The sequence below is a fragment of the Psychrobacter sp. CCUG 69069 genome (assembly GCF_021023115.1).
GTDB lineage: Bacteria > Pseudomonadota > Gammaproteobacteria > Pseudomonadales > Moraxellaceae > Psychrobacter > Psychrobacter namhaensis.
Window position 1 is genome coordinate 1 of record NZ_QQAI01000026.1, and the last position, 20,693, is coordinate 20,693.

General features: G+C 44.4%; 16 protein-coding genes and 1 rRNA gene. 13 read left to right on the forward strand and 4 right to left on the reverse strand.

Going from position 1 to position 20,693, the window contains the following annotated elements; translation table 11 throughout:
* Nucleotides 1-81, reverse strand: a 16S ribosomal RNA gene (locus DVY93_RS11860); the annotation flags it as partial.
* A 1,064-nt stretch (nt 82-1,145) separates the two neighbouring features.
* On the opposite strand from DVY93_RS11860, the gene thrS reads away from it, so the two are divergent.
* The 4 genes from thrS (at nt 1,146) to rnr (ending at nt 7,629) form a co-directional block, all read left to right on the forward strand.
* Nucleotides 1,146-3,080: a threonine--tRNA ligase gene (gene thrS, locus DVY93_RS11865; RefSeq protein WP_198335175.1), complete on the forward strand. Its 1,935-nt coding sequence runs from the start codon at nt 1,146-1,148 to the stop codon at nt 3,078-3,080.
* Between the two features lie 23 nt (nt 3,081-3,103).
* Complete coding sequence (infC, locus tag DVY93_RS11870; protein ID WP_062845719.1) at nt 3,104-3,607, forward strand: translation initiation factor IF-3; 504 nt, start codon at nt 3,104-3,106, stop codon at nt 3,605-3,607.
* Between the two features lie 358 nt (nt 3,608-3,965).
* The gene (locus tag DVY93_RS11875) at nt 3,966-5,210 is read left to right on the forward strand and encodes a toxic anion resistance protein (RefSeq protein ID WP_230710955.1); all 1,245 of its coding nucleotides are present in this window, start codon (nt 3,966-3,968) and stop codon (nt 5,208-5,210) included.
* Nucleotides 5,211-5,352: 142 nt separating this feature from the next.
* The gene (gene rnr, locus DVY93_RS11880) at nt 5,353-7,629 is read left to right on the forward strand and encodes a ribonuclease R (RefSeq protein WP_230710956.1); all 2,277 of its coding nucleotides are present in this window, start codon (nt 5,353-5,355) and stop codon (nt 7,627-7,629) included.
* Between the two features lie 68 nt (nt 7,630-7,697).
* On the opposite strand, the gene DVY93_RS11885 is transcribed toward rnr, so the two are convergent.
* The 3 genes from DVY93_RS11885 to hisA all read right to left on the reverse strand — a co-directional run bounded on the left by DVY93_RS11885 (nt 7,698) and on the right by hisA (nt 10,495).
* A complete protein-coding gene (locus DVY93_RS11885) occupies nt 7,698-7,985 on the reverse strand; it encodes a hypothetical protein (protein WP_198335178.1) in 288 nt (95 codons plus the stop codon).
* Nucleotides 7,986-8,068: 83 nt separating this feature from the next.
* Nucleotides 8,069-9,694, reverse strand: coding sequence for a mechanosensitive ion channel family protein (locus tag DVY93_RS11890; RefSeq protein WP_230710957.1), 1,626 nt, complete (start codon nt 9,692-9,694; stop codon nt 8,069-8,071).
* 63 nt (nt 9,695-9,757) lie between these two features.
* Complete coding sequence (gene hisA, locus DVY93_RS11895) at nt 9,758-10,495, reverse strand: 1-(5-phosphoribosyl)-5-[(5-phosphoribosylamino)methylideneamino]imidazole-4-carboxamide isomerase (protein WP_230710958.1); 738 nt, start codon at nt 10,493-10,495, stop codon at nt 9,758-9,760.
* Between the two features lie 1,078 nt (nt 10,496-11,573).
* Between hisA and DVY93_RS11900 the strand changes: the two genes are divergently transcribed.
* The 9 genes from DVY93_RS11900 (at nt 11,574) to nqrM (ending at nt 20,373) form a co-directional block, all read left to right on the forward strand.
* Nucleotides 11,574-12,926 (forward strand): Na(+)-translocating NADH-quinone reductase subunit A, encoded by a 1,353-nt coding sequence (locus DVY93_RS11900; protein ID WP_230710959.1) that lies wholly within the window; start codon nt 11,574-11,576, stop codon nt 12,924-12,926.
* A 5-nt stretch (nt 12,927-12,931) separates the two neighbouring features.
* The gene (locus DVY93_RS11905; protein ID WP_193006214.1) at nt 12,932-14,167 is read left to right on the forward strand and encodes an NADH:ubiquinone reductase (Na(+)-transporting) subunit B; all 1,236 of its coding nucleotides are present in this window, start codon (nt 12,932-12,934) and stop codon (nt 14,165-14,167) included.
* Nucleotides 14,148-15,050: a Na(+)-translocating NADH-quinone reductase subunit C gene (locus DVY93_RS11910; protein WP_230710960.1), complete on the forward strand. Its 903-nt coding sequence runs from the start codon at nt 14,148-14,150 to the stop codon at nt 15,048-15,050. The genes DVY93_RS11905 and DVY93_RS11910 overlap by 20 nt, the downstream gene beginning before the upstream one ends.
* A gap of 1 nt (nt 15,051) precedes the next feature.
* On the forward strand, nt 15,052-15,723 hold the full coding sequence (locus DVY93_RS11915) for an NADH:ubiquinone reductase (Na(+)-transporting) subunit D (RefSeq protein WP_193006212.1): 672 nt from the start codon (nt 15,052-15,054) through the stop codon (nt 15,721-15,723).
* Nucleotides 15,723-16,331, forward strand: a complete 609-nt coding sequence (gene nqrE, locus DVY93_RS11920) for an NADH:ubiquinone reductase (Na(+)-transporting) subunit E (RefSeq protein WP_193006211.1) — start codon at nt 15,723-15,725, stop codon at nt 16,329-16,331. The genes DVY93_RS11915 and nqrE overlap by 1 nt, the downstream gene beginning before the upstream one ends.
* Before the next feature lie 124 nt (nt 16,332-16,455).
* Nucleotides 16,456-17,691: an NADH:ubiquinone reductase (Na(+)-transporting) subunit F gene (nqrF, locus tag DVY93_RS11925; protein WP_193006210.1), complete on the forward strand. Its 1,236-nt coding sequence runs from the start codon at nt 16,456-16,458 to the stop codon at nt 17,689-17,691.
* A 230-nt stretch (nt 17,692-17,921) separates the two neighbouring features.
* Nucleotides 17,922-18,722, forward strand: coding sequence for an SDR family NAD(P)-dependent oxidoreductase (locus DVY93_RS11930; RefSeq protein ID WP_230710961.1), 801 nt, complete (start codon nt 17,922-17,924; stop codon nt 18,720-18,722).
* A 136-nt stretch (nt 18,723-18,858) separates the two neighbouring features.
* Complete coding sequence (locus tag DVY93_RS11935) at nt 18,859-20,004, forward strand: FAD:protein FMN transferase (protein ID WP_230710963.1); 1,146 nt, start codon at nt 18,859-18,861, stop codon at nt 20,002-20,004.
* Between the two features lie 123 nt (nt 20,005-20,127).
* Complete coding sequence (gene nqrM / locus DVY93_RS11940; protein WP_230710965.1) at nt 20,128-20,373, forward strand: (Na+)-NQR maturation NqrM; 246 nt, start codon at nt 20,128-20,130, stop codon at nt 20,371-20,373.
* Nucleotides 20,374-20,693 lie beyond the last annotated feature (320 nt).

The window sequence follows — 20,693 nt, forward strand, 5'->3', positions numbered from 1 at the left end:
CTGGTATCGTTTCCGCTCGACTTGCATGTGTTAAGCCTGCCGCCAGCGTTCAATCTGAGCCATGATCAAACTCTTCAGTTTAATCTTGCTATGAAGCTCTTTAAAGAAGCTTCTAAACTTGGCTCATTTAATCTGGCAAAATCGCTAAAAATTATGTTCGTAATGAATTAACTTTGAGTTTTTCTGCTGTCTTAAATGATAATTTTTATAGTTAATCATCTTCCCGAAAAGAGAAGAAAACCAACTTTATTTTTTAGCATTCTGAATCAGCAAAAATCCACACAAGTTGTTCTTTAGTTATGCTTTTAAATAATGTCTGATACTGTCGTCCAGTATTAGGTATCTCTGACTAATTATACTCAATATCCAATGTGGTTATTGCTAATTAGCGAGCTGACTATCATATCATGTTTTAATACGCTGTCAACTTCTTTTTTTAATTTGTTTCAATAAGTTAGCTTGTTAATTATGGATGATTAATCACCCTTCTTATTAACCGCTTCCCTTAATGAGGTGCGTATTATAGACGCTTTTTTTATCAAGTCAAGAAGTATTTTTTATTTAGTTTTAACTTTTTTCTTGCTATGAAGAGTTGGGTTAAATCTAGACTCGCTGTTTTATCTTCCATAGATCTGATCTATGTTTCTTAATGCAGCTCCCTTCCGACTGGGTGGCATTATACGTGGTTTTAATGTGGGGTCAAGGGGTTATTTAATTAATTATTGATTTACTGCTTATTAACTCTATATAGGTACAAGAACAATGAATCATACTATCTAGCTAAGGTCGTCGGTAGGCTTGGTATTCTTTTTCCGTCTGGCTGGGGTTTACGGCGGGTGAATCCCTTGCTATCTAGTGTTTATAGACAGTTTTTGCTATAATAGTTGCTTACATAGTGTGGTTTCTCTGCTCTACTATTGAGTTTCTTCTATATAGGTAAAATACTGCTCCTTATTGTGAGCCAGTCAGGTATTATCCATGCTTGGTTTTTAAGACGATATATAAATTATCTTAGAGCAGAAAAGATGCGTATATAGTTTTATCACGTCTCACAATGATTGAATATAAATGATGTGGTCTCACGGTTATATGATTGATGGTTGCAGTCATCACTGCCAACGGACCCAAAAACAGGTGAATAGATTATGGTAGCGATTACTTTACCCGATGGTAGCGTAAAAAACTTCGAAGGCAATACAACAGTCATGGAAGTGGCGCAGAGTATTGGGGCAGGACTAGCTAAAGCAACGGTCGCTGGACGTGTGGACGGTCATTTGGTAGATGCGCATGACCCTATTGTTGCTGATGCTAACGTTGAAATCGTGACACCAAAAGACGCTGATGGCGTGGATATCATTCGTCATTCGTGTGCCCATTTGTTGGGGCATGCCGTCAAACAGCTGTATCCTGATGTAAAAATGGTGATTGGCCCTGTCATTGATGACGGCTTTTATTACGACATTTTTAGTGAGACACCTTTTACCCCTGATCACATGGAAAAAATCGAAAAACGCATGATGGCGCTGATCAAGCAAGATTATGACGTGATTAAAAAAATGACGCCGCGCGATGAAGCGATTGAAATATTTCAGTCACGTGGTGAAGACTATAAGCTTAAATTGATTAATGACATGCCGGGCGAAGAAGCCTTTGGCCTTTATCATCATCAAGAATATGTCGATATGTGCCGTGGCCCGCACGTACCAAACACACGATTCTTAAAAGTGTTCAAATTGACCAAAATGTCTGGTGCTTATTGGCGCGGTGATGCCAAAAACGAGCAGCTACAACGTATTTATGGTACCGCATGGGCCGATAAAAAAGATTTAAAAGCTTATATTCAGCGTATTGAAGAAGCAGAGAAACGTGACCATCGTAAGATTGGTAAGGCACTCAATCTGTTTCACATGCAAGAACAAGCACCAGGTATGGTATTTTGGCACGCAAACGGTTGGACGATTTATCAAGTACTTGAGCAGTATATGCGTAAAGTACAATATGATAATGGCTATGAAGAGATCAAAACGCCACAAATCGTGGATCGCAGCTTATGGGAGCGTTCTGGCCATTGGGGCAACTATGCAACCAACATGTTCACCACTGCCAGTGAAAACCGTGATTATGCGGTGAAACCGATGAACTGCCCTTGCCACGTGCAAGTGTTCAATCAAGGCCTAAAGTCTTATCGTGACTTGCCGTTGCGTATGGCAGAGTTTGGCTCATGTCATCGTAACGAACCATCAGGCTCCCTGCATGGCTTGATGCGAGTGCGCGGATTTACCCAAGATGATGCGCATATTTTCTGTACTCAATCACAAATTCAGCAGGAAGTGGCAGACTTTATTAAGCTCACCCTTGCGGTTTATGAAGATTTTGGCTTTGATAACATCATTATGAAACTCTCAACACGTCCTGAAAAGCGTGTCGGTAGCGATGAGTCGTGGGATTTTGCTGAAAAAGCACTGGCAGATGCGCTTGATAGCTCAGGGCTTGATTGGGAGTACCTTCCAGGAGAAGGCGCGTTCTATGGCCCGAAGATTGAATTTAGTCTAAAAGACTCTTTAGGACGTGTTTGGCAGTGCGGTACCATTCAAGTTGACCCTAATATGCCTGAACGTCTGGATGCCGAATTTGTGAATGAACAAAATGAGCGCGAAGTGCCTATTATGTTGCACCGTGCGATCTTAGGTTCATTCGAGCGCTTCATCGGTATACTCATTGAAAACTATGCAGGTTGGATGCCAGTATGGCTTGCGCCGCAACAAGTGGCAGTCATGAACATCACTGATAAACAAGGCGATGCCTGCGAAAATGTGGTCAGTGAGTTAAAAAATGCAGGTATTCGCGCGGTTAGTGACTTGCGTAACGAAAAGATTGGATTTAAGATACGAGAGAAAACATTAGAACGTATTCCCTATATGCTAGTATTAGGGGATAAAGAAGTCGAATCGGGCAGTGTCAACGTCCGAACCCGTGAAGGTGAAAACCTTGGCGTGATGAGTGTTTCTGAATTTATTACATTAGTACAGACCGCTGTCAGTAAAAAAGGCCGACAGACCCCAAAAACAGATGAGGAGTAATACCTATTAAACAGTCCAACCGTTTGAACATCAACGAAGATATCAATGTCAAAGAAGTCCGTCTCGTTAAAGAAGACGGTGAGCAAATGGGCGTGGTCGATATCGAAACCGCGATGAAAGCGGCACGTGATGAAAATCTAGATTTGGTCGAATTAGTTCCTGAAGCCAAGCCTCCAGTATGCAAAATCATGGATTATAAACATTTCCTCTATGATCAAAAGCAAAAGGCAAAAGAAGCTAAAAAGAACCAAAAGCAGACTCAGCTCAAAGAGATGAAGCTACGCCCTAGTACCGAAGAAGCCGATTATCAGGTAAAACTGAGAAAAATCGTGAGCTTCTTGGAAGATCAAGACAAAGTTAAAATTAGCATTCGCTTCCGTGGACGTGAAATGGCGCACCAAGATATTGGCCGCAAACAACTTGATCGTATCATTGAAGACACCGCTGATATCTCAAACGTCGAACAGTACCCTAAGATGGAAGGTCGTCAAATGGGTATGCTGCTTGGGCCAACTAAGAAAAAGTAATCTATTGACCAGATTACTCATTAGTTGTGGCTGTTAGTGAGTCGATTTAGATATTCTGTACAGATACTTATAATCTTAACCATCAATATGCTGCGGGATATTGATGGTTTTTTACCATTTAGTGCTGTAAATAGTTATTTTTGAACATAATAAGTCCACGCTAATTTACAAAACCCATCTTCTCAACCTTTTTATTACCCGTTAATCTAAAGGTCTGCTCTGTGACTTTTAAATATAATTTTAATAAAAACAATGAAGTCCATCGTAAGTTTCTACCGTCTGCTAACTTATTTTGCGACTTACTTTTTTAGTCATTGATCCTAAATTTCCGCCCTTTTTAGACAATATAGGAATCTTCATGCAAGCATTGACGCCACCAGAAAACACGAATACGCCCAGTATCTCTTTGACCGCTCCTGAACCTGTGAAAGAAGTACAAAAAAGTGAAGCAGATCAAATGGTCAAGTTGGATGAAAGTCAGATTCCAGAGCTTGATGCCAAAGTTGATGCGTTTGTCGATCATGTGATTACCAACTCTGTGCACAGTCCTGAGTTTCAGCAAAACGTCCAATCTATCCATAACTTAGGAACAAAAGAGATTCGCGAATCGGCGCAGGTCTCTAACCGTATGCTCGATTTGCCCGCAAAAAGTCTCAATGATAGCCTGTTTGACAACTCCCCTATTGCTAAGTCTTTAACAGAGCTGCGCGGTATCGTCGAAGACTTAGACCCCAGTAAAAAAGAGCTAACCAGCTCACGTAAACTGTTTGGTCTCATCCCTTTTGGGAATAAAGTCCAAGATTATTTTCGCCAATACGAATCTGCCCAATCGCATATCAATGCGGTCGTTACCAGTCTTTATAATGGTAAAGATGAGCTCCTAAAAGACAATGCGATGATTGAACAAGAAAAAGTCAATATGTGGGAGCTCATGCAGTCCATACGCCAGTATGTCTATGTGGGCAAAAAAATTGATGAGCAGTTAGAGCAAAAAGTCTATGCCATAGAAGCGACTGATCCTGAAAAAGCGCGTATTATTAAAGAAGAGATGTTGTTTTATGTACGTCAAAAAAACACTGATTTTTTAACTCAGTTGGCAGTGAACGTACAAGGGTATTTGGCATTGGATACCATTCGCCGTAATAACTTAGAGCTGATCAAAGGGGTGGACCGTGCAACCACGACCACTATTTCTGCCCTACGTACGGCGGTCGTCGTAGCACAGGCCATGACCAATCAAAAACTAGTCTTAGATCAGATTACAGCCTTGAATAAAACCACGAGTAGTTTGATTGAATCAACCTCAGCCATGCTCAAACGCCAATCTGGCGAGATTCATGAACAAGCCACCAGTAGCAGTATTGAGCTTGATAAATTACAAAACGCCTTCAATAATGTATATGATACGATGGATATGATTAGCAACTACAAAATTGAAGCGTTAGAAAATATGAAACAAACGGTCAATACTTTGACCACCGAGGTCGATAAAGCACAGAAATACCTCGATAAGTCTAATCAAACGACAGTGCTAGAAGTATCCAAAGAACTAGACAGTAAAAAGATAAACGATAAATCAAACACGGTCGATATCGATATTTAACTTGTTCTAGACAGATTTTACTTGTGAAAGGTAATAACCCCTTGCTACTGAACACACATAAGACAATTGACGCAAGATATTGTAGCGTCGTTCGTGTTAAGATAGCCCTTATTAATAATTTTAAAAATAGATACGGTAATTTATGAGTTGGAATGATCCAAACGCCTCAAGTGAGGCAAAAAGATATGACAATCCCATCCCTAGTCGTGAGCTGATATTGAGCACGATTAATGAGCATGGTGAAGTCACGCATCAACAATTGGCAAAAGTCTTTAATATTGATGACCCAGACCAGTTTGATGCTTTAGGCAATCGCTTAAAAGCGATGGCGCGTGATGGCCAAGTGAACCGTGAAGGTCTTCCTTATCGCTATCGCACGGTAAGCCAGCAAGACGTGGTCACAGGCACAGTGTCTGCCCACCCAAAAGGCTTTGGCTTTGTCCTATTAAGCGATATGCCAGATTTGTTCTTGCACGAAAAACAAATGCGCTGGGTATTCAATGGCGATACGGTAGATGCAATCGGGACGTCAACCGACAATCGTGGTCGTACAGAAGGCCGTATTGTTGACGTTGTAGAACGCCGGCAAAACAACTTTATCGGGACACTGGCTCGCGATGAAGATGGCTATTGTGTCGAGCTTGGTAGTCCGAATAATCATCAGCCGATTACGGTGACTGATGATAATGTGCAAGCGCTAAATGCTAAGCAGGGCTCTCCTGTTAAGGTTGACATCATTGATTGGCCAAACCAGCATGAGTTTGCGACTGGTAAGATCACTGAAGTCTTGTCTGATGACAATGATCGCGAACTCATTATCGAAACCACGCTACTTAATTATGATATTCCGTCAGATTTTAGTGAAGCGGCACTTGAGCAGGCCAATAGCTACCAAGAACCGACTGAAAAAGATCTAAAAGGTCGCAAAGATTTACGGGATTTACCGCTTGTTACGATCGATGGTGAAGATGCCCGTGATTTTGATGATGCCGTGTTTGCCGAAAAACGCTCGGGTGGTAACTACCGCGTTTTAGTAGCGATTGCTGATGTGAGTTATTATGTGACGCCAAACTCGCCACTGGACCAAGATGCCTTTGAGCGTGGCACCTCAGTCTACTTCCCGCATCGCGTGATTCCAATGCTGCCTGAAGTACTCTCTAACGGTCTGTGTTCTTTAAATCCTGATCGGGACCGTCTGTGTATGGTTGCTGATATTAAAATATCACGAGCAGGCAAGGTAACCGGTTATGAGTTTTATCCTGCCGTCATGCACTCAAAAGCCCGCTTAACCTACAATCAAGTCAATGCTTATCTGGATAATCCAAAAGATAACAGCGTGCCCACCTCATTAACGGGCAATAAAGACGTTAAAAAATCTATCGATACCTTATATCAGTTGTATGAGCTGTTGCTCAAAAAACGTGAAGAGCGTCATGCGATGGAGTTTGAAACCGTCGAGACGTACATCAAGTTTAATGAGAAAGGTGGTATTGACGCTATTTTACCGCGAACTCGTGGGGATTCTCAGAAGCTTATTGAAGAGTGTATGCTACTGGCCAATACCTGTGCGGCAAATTTTGCGCTAAAACATGAGCTGCCAGTCTTGTATCGTAACCATGATAAACCTGATGGCGAAAAGTCAATGCGTATTCATGAATATGCAAAAAACTTTGGTTTAACTTTCCCAGAAGAAAACCCAACGCAAGCGGATTATCAGCGGATTATTGAAGCAACCAAAGATCGCCCTGACGCGATTAGTATCCATAGCATGCTGTTGCGTTCAATGATGCAAGCAAATTATGCCCCTGACAATATCGGTCACTTCGGCTTAGCTTATGACGAATACAGCCACTTTACCTCGCCTATTCGCCGTTACCCTGATTTAATGCTACATCGTGCTATCAAAGCGAAAGTGACGAATAACAAACAGCCAGTGATGGACTTTTCGCTCGAAGGTGCTGGTACTCAAACGTCTGATACAGAGCGCCGTGCAGAAAAAGCATCACGCTATGTAGAGTCTTGGCTTAAGTGTCACTATATGAAAGATCATGTCGGCGAAGAATTCGAAGGCGTTGTGACCACTGTCACTAACTTCGGTCTGTTTGTCACATTGACGGACTTATATATTGATGGTTTGGTGCACATCTCAAACGTTGGCGATGACTTCTTTGTTTATGATGAACAGCAGCAACAGCTTATCGGTAAAGACAAAGGCACGCTATTCGGACTTGGCGATTTGGTCAAGGTGAAAGTGGCTGGCGTGAATATGGATCTGCTACAAATTGACTTTGATTTAGTAGCTAAGCTGCAATCTAGTGAAATGAATCAAACGAAAAAAGGCCAAACTAAGAAAACACCCGCTAAAAAAAGCGGTGGTCGTAGTAAAAATACTAGTAAAAACGCTAGCAAAAAAAGTTAATGTTAGCTAAAACCTTAGAATAATAAAAAGGCTAACGTCATCGTTAGCCTTTTTTTATAGGTGCATATTCATTGTATGTTACTACTCATTTGTGCCAAGCGTGCTTGGTCTGTCTGCTCAGCTTGATCGATCTTGCTGGTCGCATCGTCTAATATGGCTTTAGGCTGTTCGCCAAGAGGCTTGCTCGCGATATTTTCTGAGCCACTTACCGCCTTATCTGTATCAAGTCCTGCTGTGCTAGTACGACTGTTGACGATTTCTCTATTTTTGTCATGCTGATAGCCGTTAACAAGGTTAAAGCCAAGTAACGCAACTATGCCGACCAAGGCGAATACAATTAGGTGTTTTATTTGCATAAAAAGTGTCTCATATTTGAATAAGAATCAAAGACACATTTTATTGCATTTTTTATGCCCACTTTTTAGTGGGATTTGGCGTATCACTCTTGCGGACTGTTGTTATTTAATAAATCAGTCTCATCTGAGCTTTCGGCGATTTCTTGTTCGACTTTTTCCATCAGCTTATCATCAGGACGGGCGTTCAAGACGTCCTCAGCATCACGTCCTTGTAAAATATGCTTGGCTCGTGCTTTTGCTTGCTGTTTGTCTTTATCGTCAGTACGACTGCCGTCATCTTGATGGTTGTCAAGTGACTCAGGAAGGGTCGTGGTAACGGTCATGTCTGATTTAGCATTGTCAGTGTTAGCCTGCATATGCTCAAAGGCTTTTTCTAGTTTATTGTTGAAACGGAGACGATAAATGGGTTCTGGCAGACTGAACCCCGCATTTTCTAGGGCGTGCTTGGTCTCGCGAATAGCAATACTGCGCGCTTTGGCAAAGTCTGTTTTTGATTGATCCACCCAAATTTGAAACTCTAGGATGATATTAGAGTCGCCAACGTTGGTAATCACCGCAATGGCTTTAGGCTCATCTAAAACAAACTCTAATGTATATATAGTATCCAAGCCAACTTTTATCGCGGCTAATGGGTCATCGTTGGCATCCACGCCAAGCTCAAAGGTAAAGCGCCGTTCTGGGTTTTTGGTGTAATTTAAAATGGTGCCTTTAAAGACCTCCGCATTTGGAATGCGAAGCTGATTGCCATCTAAGGTCATAAGTATTGTCGCGCGTGAGGTCAAACGTACCACGATGCCTTCTTGTCCATTAATCACGATATGGTCACGCGCGCGAAATGGCTGACGAATACTGAGCATTAAGGAAGCAATGTAGTTTTCGATGGTATCTTTCACCGCAAAACCAACGGCGATACCGATGACACCCGCACCACCAAGCAAGGTGCCTAAAACCGTTTCAGCCCCGATTAAGCTCAGTGCCAGAATCAGACCAAAGACAATGAAAATAACTTTCACCGTCTGTGCCAATAATTCAGCGACAAACGGATTGGGCGTTAGCCGTTGCCACATTTTATTACGGTTAGACAGCCAGCTACCAAACCATGTCACCAGTGCAAATATGACAATACCAACCAATAATAATGGCAAGGCTTTGACCAGGTTTTTGACTTGCGCTTTAAGACCTTCATAGCCAGTCGTGACATTTTCTTGCACATCAAGGGTGCGATCAATCCGATCTTCTACCGTGACCACATCTGTCAGACGATTGGTTAAATTGATCGCTTGTTGCGCCTTTTTCTCGTTCGGCGTCTCACCCGTTAAGGTAACAACCCCTTGGGTAACGCTAACATTGACGGCTTGTAAGCCTTCTATTTCAGAAAAAATACCATTGATACGTTGACGGATGTCGTTGTCTTTTTGCGGGGTGGGTGTGGTTTCAATCTCGGCATTATTGGTGCTTTCACCACTGATTAACGGTGGCGGGGCGGGCTCAGGCAACGGTGCTGCGGGCTCTACGGCCTCACCGTCTGAGGTCACAGGGTCAACCGCCACCAGGTTTTCTGCGCTCTCTAATCCTAAGGCAGTGGTTAGACCTGTCGCTTCTTCAGCCGCATGAGCGGGTAATATGCAAATGACGCTTAATAGCAACATCATCTGACCCCACGCCTTTATACACCTGCGTGCCATTGGATGGTCAAAGTAAGTGGCCATAAGCATCCCTTGCTTTTTATAAATTTTATTGCTGATTTCTTGTCACTACATTTTCAATGACGATTAACTGTCTAAATAAATCTGCGCCTCGCCCAAGTCTAACGTGCCCTCATAAATCGCGCGGCCCGTGATGATGCCTTCGATACAGTCGCCGTAAGGTTTGAGTAGCTCAATATCCTTCATATCTGTCACGCCGCCTGACGCAATCACGGGCAAACCGCCTTCACGAGCTAAGTTAACCGTTTGCTGAACATTAACGCCTTGCATCATGCCGTCACGGGCGATATCGGTATAAACGATAGAAGAGACACCCACATCAGCAAAGCGCTTGGCAAGCTCAGTTGCTTTGGTATCGGTAACATTTGCCCAGCCGTGCGTTGCAACCATACCATCTTTGGCATCGATACCAACAATAATATGCCCTGCAAACTCGCGGCACGCTTGGGCGACAAACTTAGGGTCTTCGACCGCTTTTGTGCCGATAATAATGTACGTCAGACCGGCAGTAATGTATTGCTCAATGGTGCTCATATTGCGGACACCGCCGCCCAATTGGACAGGTAGGCTCGGATACGCTTTGACAATGTCTTGAACCACTTGTCTGTGTACAGGCACCCCATCGAACGCGCCATTCAAATCAACCAGATGCAGCCTGCGTGCGCCTTCATCGACCCAGCGCGCTGCCATGGCGACTGGATCATCAGAAAACACCGTATCATCCTCCATACGGCCTTGTTTTAAACGTACACATTTACCATCTTTTAAATCAATAGCCGGGATAATGACGGGCACAGCACACATATCGCATTCCTTATAAAACAAATATTAAATAAACTGAGACACTCACGCTTGAACGTTGAACCATCAAACAATGATAGAAAAACATCACTCAAAAAGCGACTGAAAATATAAACAGATTTGCAATCACCAATAATAGACTAAAAATCCGCTTGGTTAAGTACAAATGACAATATAAAACGAATAATCATAACCATAAGTTTTAGTAGATTTAAATACTGGCAACATTCGGTAAATTCAATTACTGACTGGCAATTTTAGGTCAATTTAGCGTATAATCCTAGGTAAATTTTAGTTGTTTCTATGTGATAGTAACCATGCGCTGCGCTTTTTATTAAGTCGTTCATGACGTAAAGTCGCCTAGCGGTCAGGATGAATCGAGCAATAGCTAACTGCTTTACTACGATGTTGGCTGACGTATTGCTAAGAAGGGTTATATTAGAAATCTCAACTGGTAGCCTTTGAACAGTCTACTCTGCAGCACCAACCTCTAATTAGATGCCTTTCCTAACGTTTTTGTCGCGTCTCTATCATTAGCTAACTACATTAGAACAGTCATTACTGGCTTCATAGCAACACAGACTAAGTGAGTTTGTCTTTGTTGCTCAGCCAGTTTGTCTTTCAACCAGTTTATTATCTATCTTAATAGATCAAATTTGACTGCCCTCTTACTCAATTGAGTATCTGTTTCTGTGATACTGAATCAATAAGGGCTGTCAATCGTACTGGTATTACAATTTTTAATGAAACGTATGATAGGACTGTTTTCTTAGAGTCGTCACTTTTAGCGCACTGCTTGAGCGGCTGATTTTGATTTGATGGTTTTAGCATGCACCTTGGTAGCCAGTCGCCACTTTGGTAATTCGAATAAGACATTAACGTGTTGTTAAGGAGTCTAAGGTCAGCGTTAATACTCTTACTAGTAGTTATGATCATGCGTTATTTTCAGAGACCCTTTGTCCCTATCCTACTATAGGAAGAGATGTGTGGGGACTTTATTGAATGACGCAGATGTTCATGCTATCGATATACCAAACAGGATGTCTGGTATCGTTTTAGACTATGGACTAAGTTTTCGCTTATGATTACCATCAAAAAAGGTTTGGATTTGCCCATCACCGGTGAACCCTCCCGCGAGATATCTGAGCACCGACCGACACATGTAGCACTTGTTGGCTATGACTATGTGGGTATGAAGCCCACAATGAATGTCAAAGAAGGTGACGTCGTAGCAAAAGGTCAGCCCGTTTTTGAAGACAAAAAACGGGTTGGCGTGATCTACACTGCCCCTGCTGCTGGTAAAGTCGTCGCGGTTAAACGCGGTGAACGTCGTGTGTTCGAGAGCCTTGTGATTGCGGTCGACCCAAACGGTGAAGAAGTAGACTTTGAGCGCTATGACTCCCAGCAACTTGCTGACCTAGATTCTGAAGTCGTTGAAACCCAACTGCTAGCCTCTGGCGAATGGACCGCGTTTCGCACGCGCCCTTACAGCCGTGCGCCAGAAATCGGTGCTCGCCCTCATGCTATTTTTGTCACTGCTATGGATACCAATCCATTAGCATTTGACCCGATGCTGCTGATTAATGAGCAGCTGCAAGCATTCAATGATGGGCTGGCAGTCTTGTCGACACTCAGCCCCAAGACCTTTGTCTGCCATCATGGTAATGCCCAGTTGACGCCAGTGGCTAAAACGGCTACTAATAATGTCACTGAGTATCATGCTTTTGCTGGTAAACACCCAGCCGGGCTGGCAGGTACACACATTCACTTCTTACATCCCATCATGCGCGGCGTCACCGTGTGGACGATTGGCTATCAAGATGTGATTGCTATTGGTAAATTATTTACCACTGGTCGCTTATACACACGCCGTATGCTCAGCTTAGCAGGCCCTGCGGTCAACCAACCCCATTTGGTCATGACAGAGCGCGGCGCAGATATCACTGCACTGACAAAAGGCAAGCTCGCAGCTGGTGAAAACCGTGTTATCTCAGGTTCGGTGTTGTCTGGTCGCAAAGTGTTTGACAATATCGCTTATCTCGGTCGCTTCCACAATCAGGTGAGTGTGCTGACTGAGGGGCGCGAGCGTCCTGCGTTCCACTTCTTTACTCCAGGTAAAAACCGCTTCTCAAAACTGCCTATCTATATTTCGCAGTTCTTTGGTGGCAAAAAATACAACTTCACTACCACGAGTAATGGCTCACCGCGTGCGATGGTGCCTATCGGGGTCTATGAAGAAGTCATGCCCCAAGACTATCTGCCCACCCAATTATTACGCGCATTGATTGTCGAAGACATCATTAGCGCAGTAGATTTGGGCGTACTCGAATTGGACGAAGAAGATTTAGCATTATGCACCTTCGTATCTCCTGGCAAATATGAATTCGGTGATATTTTGCGTGACAACTTAACGCGCATTGAGCTGGAGGGCTAACCACGATGAAATTTTTACACAATATGTTCGATCGTATGGAGCCGTCTTTCACCAAAGGTGGCAAACACGAAAAATACTATGCCATCTTTGAGATGTTTGATACGTTTTTGCGTCAACCAGGCACAACGACCTACGCATCGTCACACGTACGCGACGGTATCGATCTTAAGCGGATTATGATTACGGTGTGGCTATGTACGTTCCCAGCGATGTTTTGGGGTATGTACAATATCGGTCATCAAGCACTGACGGCTATTGCTCAGTTGGGCTTGCAGCCTGAAGGCTGGCGTACGGTCATCACCAGCATGGCAGGCTACAACCCAGACAGTATTTGGGCAAGCTTTGTCTATGGTGCCATGCAGTTTTTGCCTATATATATCGTGACATTTGCGGTGGGTATTCTCTGTGAGATTATCTTTGCCGTGGTGCGCGGACATGAGGTCAACGAAGGCTTCTTTGTGACGTCAGTACTGTTTGCGCTATGTTTACCACCAGATATCCCGTTGTGGCAAGTGGCCTTAGGGATCATCTTCGGTGTCGTGGTTGCCAAAGAAGTGTTTGGCGGTACAGGTAAAAACTTCCTAAACCCTGCCCTATCAGGTCGTGCCTTCTTATACTTTGCTTATCCAGCGTACATGTCGGGCGACTCCGTATGGACAGCAGTGGATGGCTTCTCAGGTGCAACGCCTCTTGGCCTTGCCGCACTTGGCGTGGTTCCTCAGGATTTCGTCGATGTCTATGGTAATGCCATCACGTGGAGTGACGCATTCTTAGGCAATATGCAAGGCAGTATCGGTGAAGTATCAACGCTTGCGATCTTACTGGGTGCAGTAGTCCTATTGTGGACACGCATCGCTTCATGGCGCATCATGGCCGGTTGTGTGGTTGGTCTGATTGCCACCTCTCTTGTCTTTAATGTGATCGGCTCTGATGACAATATGATGATGAGCTTGCCATTTTATTGGCATTTAGTGATCGGTGGTTTCGCATTCGGCGCGGTATTTATGGCGACCGACCCTGTCTCAGCTGCTCACACCAATAAAGGCCGCTGGGCATACGGTATCTTGATCGGTTTCATGACCGTACTGATTCGTGTCATTAACCCAGCTTTCCCAGAAGGCATCATGCTGGCCATTCTGTTTGCCAACTTATTTGCTCCATTGTTTGATTACTTTGTGACCCAAGCAAACATCAAACGCCAAACCGCTCGGAGGGTTCGCTATGTCCAAGCCCAAAAGTAATAATGCGAAAACCATTAGTGTGGCATTGACGCTATGCTTGGTGTGTTCAGTACTGGTCTCAGCCGTGGCTGTAGGCCTAAAGCCTTCGCAAATTGAAAACGCTCGCTTAGACCGTAACAAAAACATTTTGGTTGCTGCTGGCATGTATGATGCTGAATCTGATACAGCGAGTGATGTGGCCGAACGTTTTAAAGACTTTGAAGTCAAAATCATTGACTTAAACAACGGCAACTACCTAGATGATGATGCGCTAAAAGCTGCTGGCATCCCTGATCGCAATGCTTATGACGCCAGTCAAGCAACCAAAAACCAAGCGTTAAGTGAAGACTTGGGCGATAACGATCCTGCTGGTATTGGCCGCAAGCCCAAATATGCCAAAGTCTATGTCAAAAGTGATGACGCAGGCCAACCAGAAATGGTTGTACTGCCGATTCAAGGCTACGGGCTATGGGGTACGATTTATGGTTTCTTAACGCTTGAAAGTGACTTGAACACCATTAAAGGTATCAGTTTCTATGAGCATAAAGAAACCCCAGGTCTTGGCGCTCGTATCGAAGAGCCAGAGTGGCGTGCACAGTGGAGCGGTATCGAGTCTTATGACGAAAACGGTAACGTCGCCACTGGTGTGACCAAAGCTGGCACGCCAAAAGAAAACTGGGTCGATGGCATCAGCGGTGCAACACTAACTAGCCGCGGCGTCAGCAACATGGTTCAGTTTTGGTTAGGCGAGCAAGGCTACAAGCCTTATCTGGATACGCTACGTGAACAGAGCGGCCAACCGGTTGAAGGTGCAGACACGCAAGCACATCAAACAAAACCAGCGGCTCAATCTAACACCGAATTGGCAGCCACGCTACCAGTAGCTAACGGCAAGGAGGCATAACATGGCTGATACTAAAAGCATTTTAACCACGCCTATCTTTGATAATAACCCCATTGCCTTACAGATCCTAGGTATCTGTTCGGCACTGGCGGTCACGACAAGCATGTCGAATGCCATGGTCATGTGTGTGGCATTGACCTTGGTGACGGCGTTTTCGAGCTTCTTTATCTCCATCATCCGTAAGCAGATTCCATCAAGCATACGTATCATCGTACAGATGACCATTATTGCTTCATTGGTTATCTTGGTTGATCAGGTGCTAAAAGCCGTGGCTTATGATGTCAGTAAAGGCTTATCAGTCTTTGTTGGCTTAATCATCACCAACTGTATTGTCATGGGCCGAGCCGAAGCATTTGCTATGAGCAACCCGCCCGTACCTAGCTTTTTAGATGGTATTGGTAATGGACTTGGTTACTCAGCAGTCTTGCTGTTCGTTGCCACAATTCGTGAATTGTTAGGCGCTGGTACTTGGTTTGGCATGACTATCCTACAGCCAGTCACTGATGGCGGTTGGTACATACCAAATGGTCTACTCCTGTTACCACCGTCAGCATTCTTTATCATTGGTTTATTCATTGCTATTGTGCGTATCTGGAAACCAGAGCAAGTTGAAGAAGCTGAATTTGTAATGAAGCCGCAGTCTAAAGGCATGGCTCATGGAGGCGGTCACTAATGGGACATTATGTTAGTTTATTTATAACCTCAGTCTTTATTGAGAACATGGCGCTTGCCTACTTCTTAGGCATGTGTACTTTTTTGGCCGTGTCCAAAAAAGTCTCAACCGCTATTGGTCTAGGTGTTGCGGTCATCGTCGTCATGGCCATCACTGTGCCACTAAACAATCTGTTGTTCCAGTTCATCCTAAAAGATGGGGCGCTGGCATGGGCAGGATTCCCTGATATAGATTTAAGCTTCTTAGGCTTGCTCAGTTATATTGGTCTGATTGCGGCCACCGTACAGATTCTAGAGATGTTTTTGGACAAGTTTGTGCCAGCGTTGTATAACGCGCTTGGGGTGTTCTTGCCCCTCATCACCGTAAACTGCGCCATCTTGGGTGGTGTGTTGTTTATGGTTGAGCGCGACTATCAATTCGGTGAATCCGTGGTTTATGGTGTGGGCGCAGGTTTTGGTTGGGCACTTGCTATTACGGCATTGGCAGGTATCCGTGAAAAACTAAAATACTCAGACATTCCAGCGCCGCTGCGTGGTCTTGGTATTACTTTTATCACGGTTGGTCTTATGTCGCTCGGCTTTATGTCGTTCGGTGGTATGTCCATTTAAACCGCAAAGCTTAAGGCTTTATTTAGCTATTTGACCTATTTAATTCATTTATTCGGTAAGCGTGCGGGTACAGCATCACATTTATGCCCTCGCACCCCTACCCCATAGATTAAGGATACCTACCATGGATTACGCTACGGCGATTGGTGGCGTTGCTATGTTTACCTTGATCATCATGGGCCTCGTCGCTATTATTTTGGCGGCGCGCTCAAGACTGGTCAGTTCAGGCGATGTTACCATCCATATCAATGATAATCCCGATAATGACGTAGTGACACCAGCAGGCGGTAAGCTACTGCAAACACTCGCGGGCGAAGGTATATTTTTGTCTTCAGCTTGCGGTGGCGGTGGTACTTGTGCGCAGTGTCGTTGCCGCGTTATTGAAGGTGGCGGCTCTATTCTGCCCACCGAAGAAGGCTATTTTACTCAAGGTGAAATTCGCAATCACATGCGCTTAGCTTGTCAGGTGGCTGTTAAGCAAGACATGAAAATCGAGATTGATCCTGAGTTTTTTGATGTACAAAAGTGGGAATGTGAAGTTATCTCTAATGATAACGTGGCCACTTTTATTAAAGAATTGGTTCTTAAAATTCCAGAAGGCGAAGAAGTTAACTTCCGTGCTGGCGGTTATGTGCAGTTAGAAGCGCCACCACATGAAGTGCATTATAAAGACTTCGACATTGCCGAAGAGTATCGAGAAGATTGGGAAAAGTTTGGCATTTTCAAATATGTCTCAAAAGTTGATGAGCCGGTTATCCGTGCTTATTCAATGGCCAACTATCCTGAAGAAAAAGGCCTGATTAAATTTAACATTCGTATCGCCAGTCCTCCACCGCGTGGACCCGACGGTATCCCGCCAGGAAAAATGTCTTCATGGGTGTTTAGCCTAGTACCAGGTGATAAAGTCACCGTTTCAGGTCCGTACGGGGAATTTTTTGCCAAAGACACTGAAGCTGAGATGATCTTTGTCGGTGGCGGTGCTGGTATGGCACCGATGCGCTCACACATCTTTGATCAGCTTAAGCGCTTGAACTCTGATCGTAAGATTAGCTTTTGGTACGGGGCGCGCTCTATTCGTGAGATGTTCTATGTTGAAGACTATGATCAACTAGAAGAAGAGTTTGATAACTTTGAGTGGCATGTGGCGCTGTCTGACCCATTACCAGAAGACAATTGGGAAGGCCCAACCGGCTTTATCCACAATGTCTTGCTTGAAAACTATCTAAAAGACCATCCAAACCCTGAAGACTGTGAGTACTACATGTGTGGGCCACCGATGATGAATGCGGCCGTAATCGACATGTTACATAGCTTGGGTGTGGAAGACGAAAACATCATGCTTGATGACTTCGGCGGTTAAGTCGGTTGGTTCAGTAAAAAAACATCGTTAAGTGAGTAGAAAAAAGAGTCTCAATTGAGGCTCTTTTTTTATTTGTATCGCCAGTTTTAAGCAAAATTATTACATGAGTAGTTACGTGAATCGACTATGGAAAATGTGCTCAACGGTCAGCACTACCAATTGAAATGGTAGGTGGCCTTGTCTATCCTATATTATTGATTACTGGAACATCACATTAAGAAAGGATTCTTATGAAAACCAAATATAAAGATTTAACCATTTGGATAACTGGGGCGTCTAGCGGTATTGGTGAAGCGTTAGCCATTGCTTTTGCCAAACGCGGTGCTACGATTGTCTTGAGTGGTCGTGACAATGACAAGTTAGAGTCGGTCAAAAAGCGTTGCAAACACAGCAAAAAGCATGCCGTCATTCCTTTTGATATTCGTGACGCTAGTCAAACGAAAAACGCTTATGACGCTGCTAAAACCCAAACGACTAAAATTGACTGGCTGATTAATAACGCTGGCGTCAGTCAACGCTCGCTCATTATGGACACTGCTGAAGATGTTGAACGGCAGATTATGGAGATAGACTATTTTGCGCAAACGCGTCTGACCAGACTGGTGCTGCCAGATATGATTGCGCAAGGTGGCGGTAAAATAGTGATGGTGTCTAGTGTGGCAGGTTTATTAGGGACGCAGTATCGCGGCGCTTATGGTGCCGCCAAAGCCGCTATCCATATGTGGGCAAACAGTTTACGTGCCGAATTGCACGAACAGGGAATAGAAGTAGCGACCATATTTCCAGGATTTATCCAAACCAATGTCTCTATTAATGCCTTGACGGGTGATGGCAGCAAGCAAGGCACAATGGATGAAGCCACCAATAAAGGTCTAACCGCCCCTGCGTTTGCCAAACAGGTCGTAAAAGCACTGACCAAAGGAGAAGAATACATTATTGTCGCAGGCACTAAAGAAAAGCTTGCGGTCAGGGTAAATCGGCTGTCCCCGCCCAAGCTTTATAAGCTTATCCGAGAATCGCAAGTAAAATAAGCAAACGTGGTCAATTTTTATCGACCCAAGGTACGCTTAACGTTACTGTGATTGGCCTTATTAGTGGCAAGGGGTGTAAAATAGGCAGCGCTTATTATCCAAAGCCTCATTCACCCTCCGCTATAGCAACGAGCTTATGAAAACTATAACTTCTCTCTCTTCAGTGTATGTCTTATCTTCTACCAACACTGTACGCGCCACCCTATATGGCGTCGTCAGTCTTGCTAGTGCCTTGAGTCTCAGCGCTTGCCAGCAAACACCAGATTACAATTATCTGAGCGGTGAGACGATGGGTACCAGCTATCACATTAGTTATCAGCTGCCCGCTGACGCAGATGAAACCGCCATTCAAGCATCGATTGATGAGCGCTTACAGCAGATCAATGACAGCATGTCGACCTATCAAGCCGACTCTACCATCTCCCAGTTTAACCGAGTCAGTAAAAACACCCCCATCACTATCGATGCAGACTTTGAGCGCGTGCTTGATATTTCACGAACCGTCTATCAGCAGTCTGGTGGCGCCTTTGATCCTACCGTGATGCCATTGGTAGATACTTGGGGTTTTGGTAGTACCATGACCGTTGAGCGCCTGCAAAGTCCGCCCACCGCCCTCGAGATTGCCCAAGCGAAAGCGTTAGTAGATTTCGAGAGTATCGTACAAAAAGAGCAAACGTTGTATAAAACCAAAGAGGGTGTCGGTCTAGACTTTTCTGCAGTCGCCAAAGGTTATGGTGTCGACGTTATCGCTGATGTGCTCAAAGACAAGTATCAAATTCGCAACTACATGGTGGAAATTGGCGGTGAAGTGGCGACCTCTGGTGTCAATAATCAGCAGCAGCCCTGGCAAATTGCTATTGATGCGCCTATCCAAGACAGCACCGTCAGCGAGCGCCAAACGATATCAGCCATTCGTCAACCCATCAACACGGGCAACCAAATGCACTTGGCAACCTCTGGCAACTATCGAAATTCAGTTATATTTGATGGTAAACGCTATAGCCACACCATTGATCCTACTACGGGCAGGCCTATCGCTGGTGGCGCCCCTTCAGTGACCGTTGCAGCAGACTCAGTCGCACTAGCTGATGCTTGGGCAACTGCGCTTACGGCCATGCCTTATCAAAAGGCGCTCACGCTGGCTGAAGAAAAAAATCTAGCGGTGCTGTTTGTCGTGCTGGGTGATGGCGCAAAACGAGAGGGGTCAGAGGATAGTACGGACAGCTGGCAAGTGGTACAAACACCTGCGATGCAAGCATTACGGGCTGATAAGAGACCTTAAGCAACAGTCGCAGTACGGTAAACGACACGATAAGCATCCACGTGCCGTGCAAAAATTTGCTATACTATTAAGTAGTTAACATTAAAAGTAACTGCCCTATTCTTGAAAAGTGAGGTTTCCTCTATGTTTAGTCAACTGCTTCCTATGCTTGCTATTACCTTTACCGTGTTCGTCCTCTTCTTTGTCTTTATGGGCATCGGTTATATGGTCAAAAAAAAGCCGCTTAGAGGCTCTTGTGGCGGTGTGGCGAAACTTATGGGGGATGAGAACTGCTCGTTTTGCGGTAATGATCCAAATAAATGTGATTCCCTCATCGCTGAACAGCAAGAAAATGCACTCAAAGCGGCTCAATTAGGCAAATCGGTATAAACGCCTCATTTGTTACCATACGCTGGTAGTGTTTACCTCACATTTGTTCCTATAATAGCGTCTAGTCCTTGGAAAGGGACTGGCGCTATTTTTCGTTTTGCCACTCACCTATTTATCGGTCTCCCTTTCTAACTAAGTAACGTCTTATAGTGACTCTTTTATAGTCACTACTTATATTCTGTATTTATCCTGCCAATAGGATAGCAAGTCTTATGTCTTGAGCGCCACAAGCGTTTTTGACCACTCTCTAGGTGTGTTTTCTTGGTGTTATTGCAAGCGTCAATGCTCCGGCGCTTTTTAATGACGTGTGCTTTTTCTTA

Coding starts and splice junctions, on each gene's coding strand:
- DVY93_RS11900 (WP_230710959.1), top strand. CDS start 11,574: ATGATTACCATCAAAAAAGGTTTGGATTTGCCCATCACCGGTGAACCC.
- DVY93_RS11905 (WP_193006214.1), top strand. CDS start 12,932: ATGAAATTTTTACACAATATGTTCGATCGTATGGAGCCGTCTTTCACC.
- DVY93_RS11885 (WP_198335178.1), bottom strand. CDS start 7,985: ATGCAAATAAAACACCTAATTGTATTCGCCTTGGTCGGCATAGTTGCG.
- nqrM (WP_230710965.1), top strand. CDS start 20,128: ATGTTTAGTCAACTGCTTCCTATGCTTGCTATTACCTTTACCGTGTTC.
- DVY93_RS11875 (WP_230710955.1), top strand. CDS start 3,966: ATGCAAGCATTGACGCCACCAGAAAACACGAATACGCCCAGTATCTCT.
- nqrF (WP_193006210.1), top strand. CDS start 16,456: ATGGATTACGCTACGGCGATTGGTGGCGTTGCTATGTTTACCTTGATC.
- DVY93_RS11935 (WP_230710963.1), top strand. CDS start 18,859: ATGAAAACTATAACTTCTCTCTCTTCAGTGTATGTCTTATCTTCTACC.
- hisA (WP_230710958.1), bottom strand. CDS start 10,495: ATGTGTGCTGTGCCCGTCATTATCCCGGCTATTGATTTAAAAGATGGT.
- DVY93_RS11910 (WP_230710960.1), top strand. CDS start 14,148: ATGTCCAAGCCCAAAAGTAATAATGCGAAAACCATTAGTGTGGCATTG.
- thrS (WP_198335175.1), top strand. CDS start 1,146: ATGGTAGCGATTACTTTACCCGATGGTAGCGTAAAAAACTTCGAAGGC.
- rnr (WP_230710956.1), top strand. CDS start 5,353: ATGAGTTGGAATGATCCAAACGCCTCAAGTGAGGCAAAAAGATATGAC.
- nqrE (WP_193006211.1), top strand. CDS start 15,723: ATGGGACATTATGTTAGTTTATTTATAACCTCAGTCTTTATTGAGAAC.
- DVY93_RS11930 (WP_230710961.1), top strand. CDS start 17,922: ATGAAAACCAAATATAAAGATTTAACCATTTGGATAACTGGGGCGTCT.
- DVY93_RS11915 (WP_193006212.1), top strand. CDS start 15,052: ATGGCTGATACTAAAAGCATTTTAACCACGCCTATCTTTGATAATAAC.
- DVY93_RS11890 (WP_230710957.1), bottom strand. CDS start 9,694: ATGGCCACTTACTTTGACCATCCAATGGCACGCAGGTGTATAAAGGCG.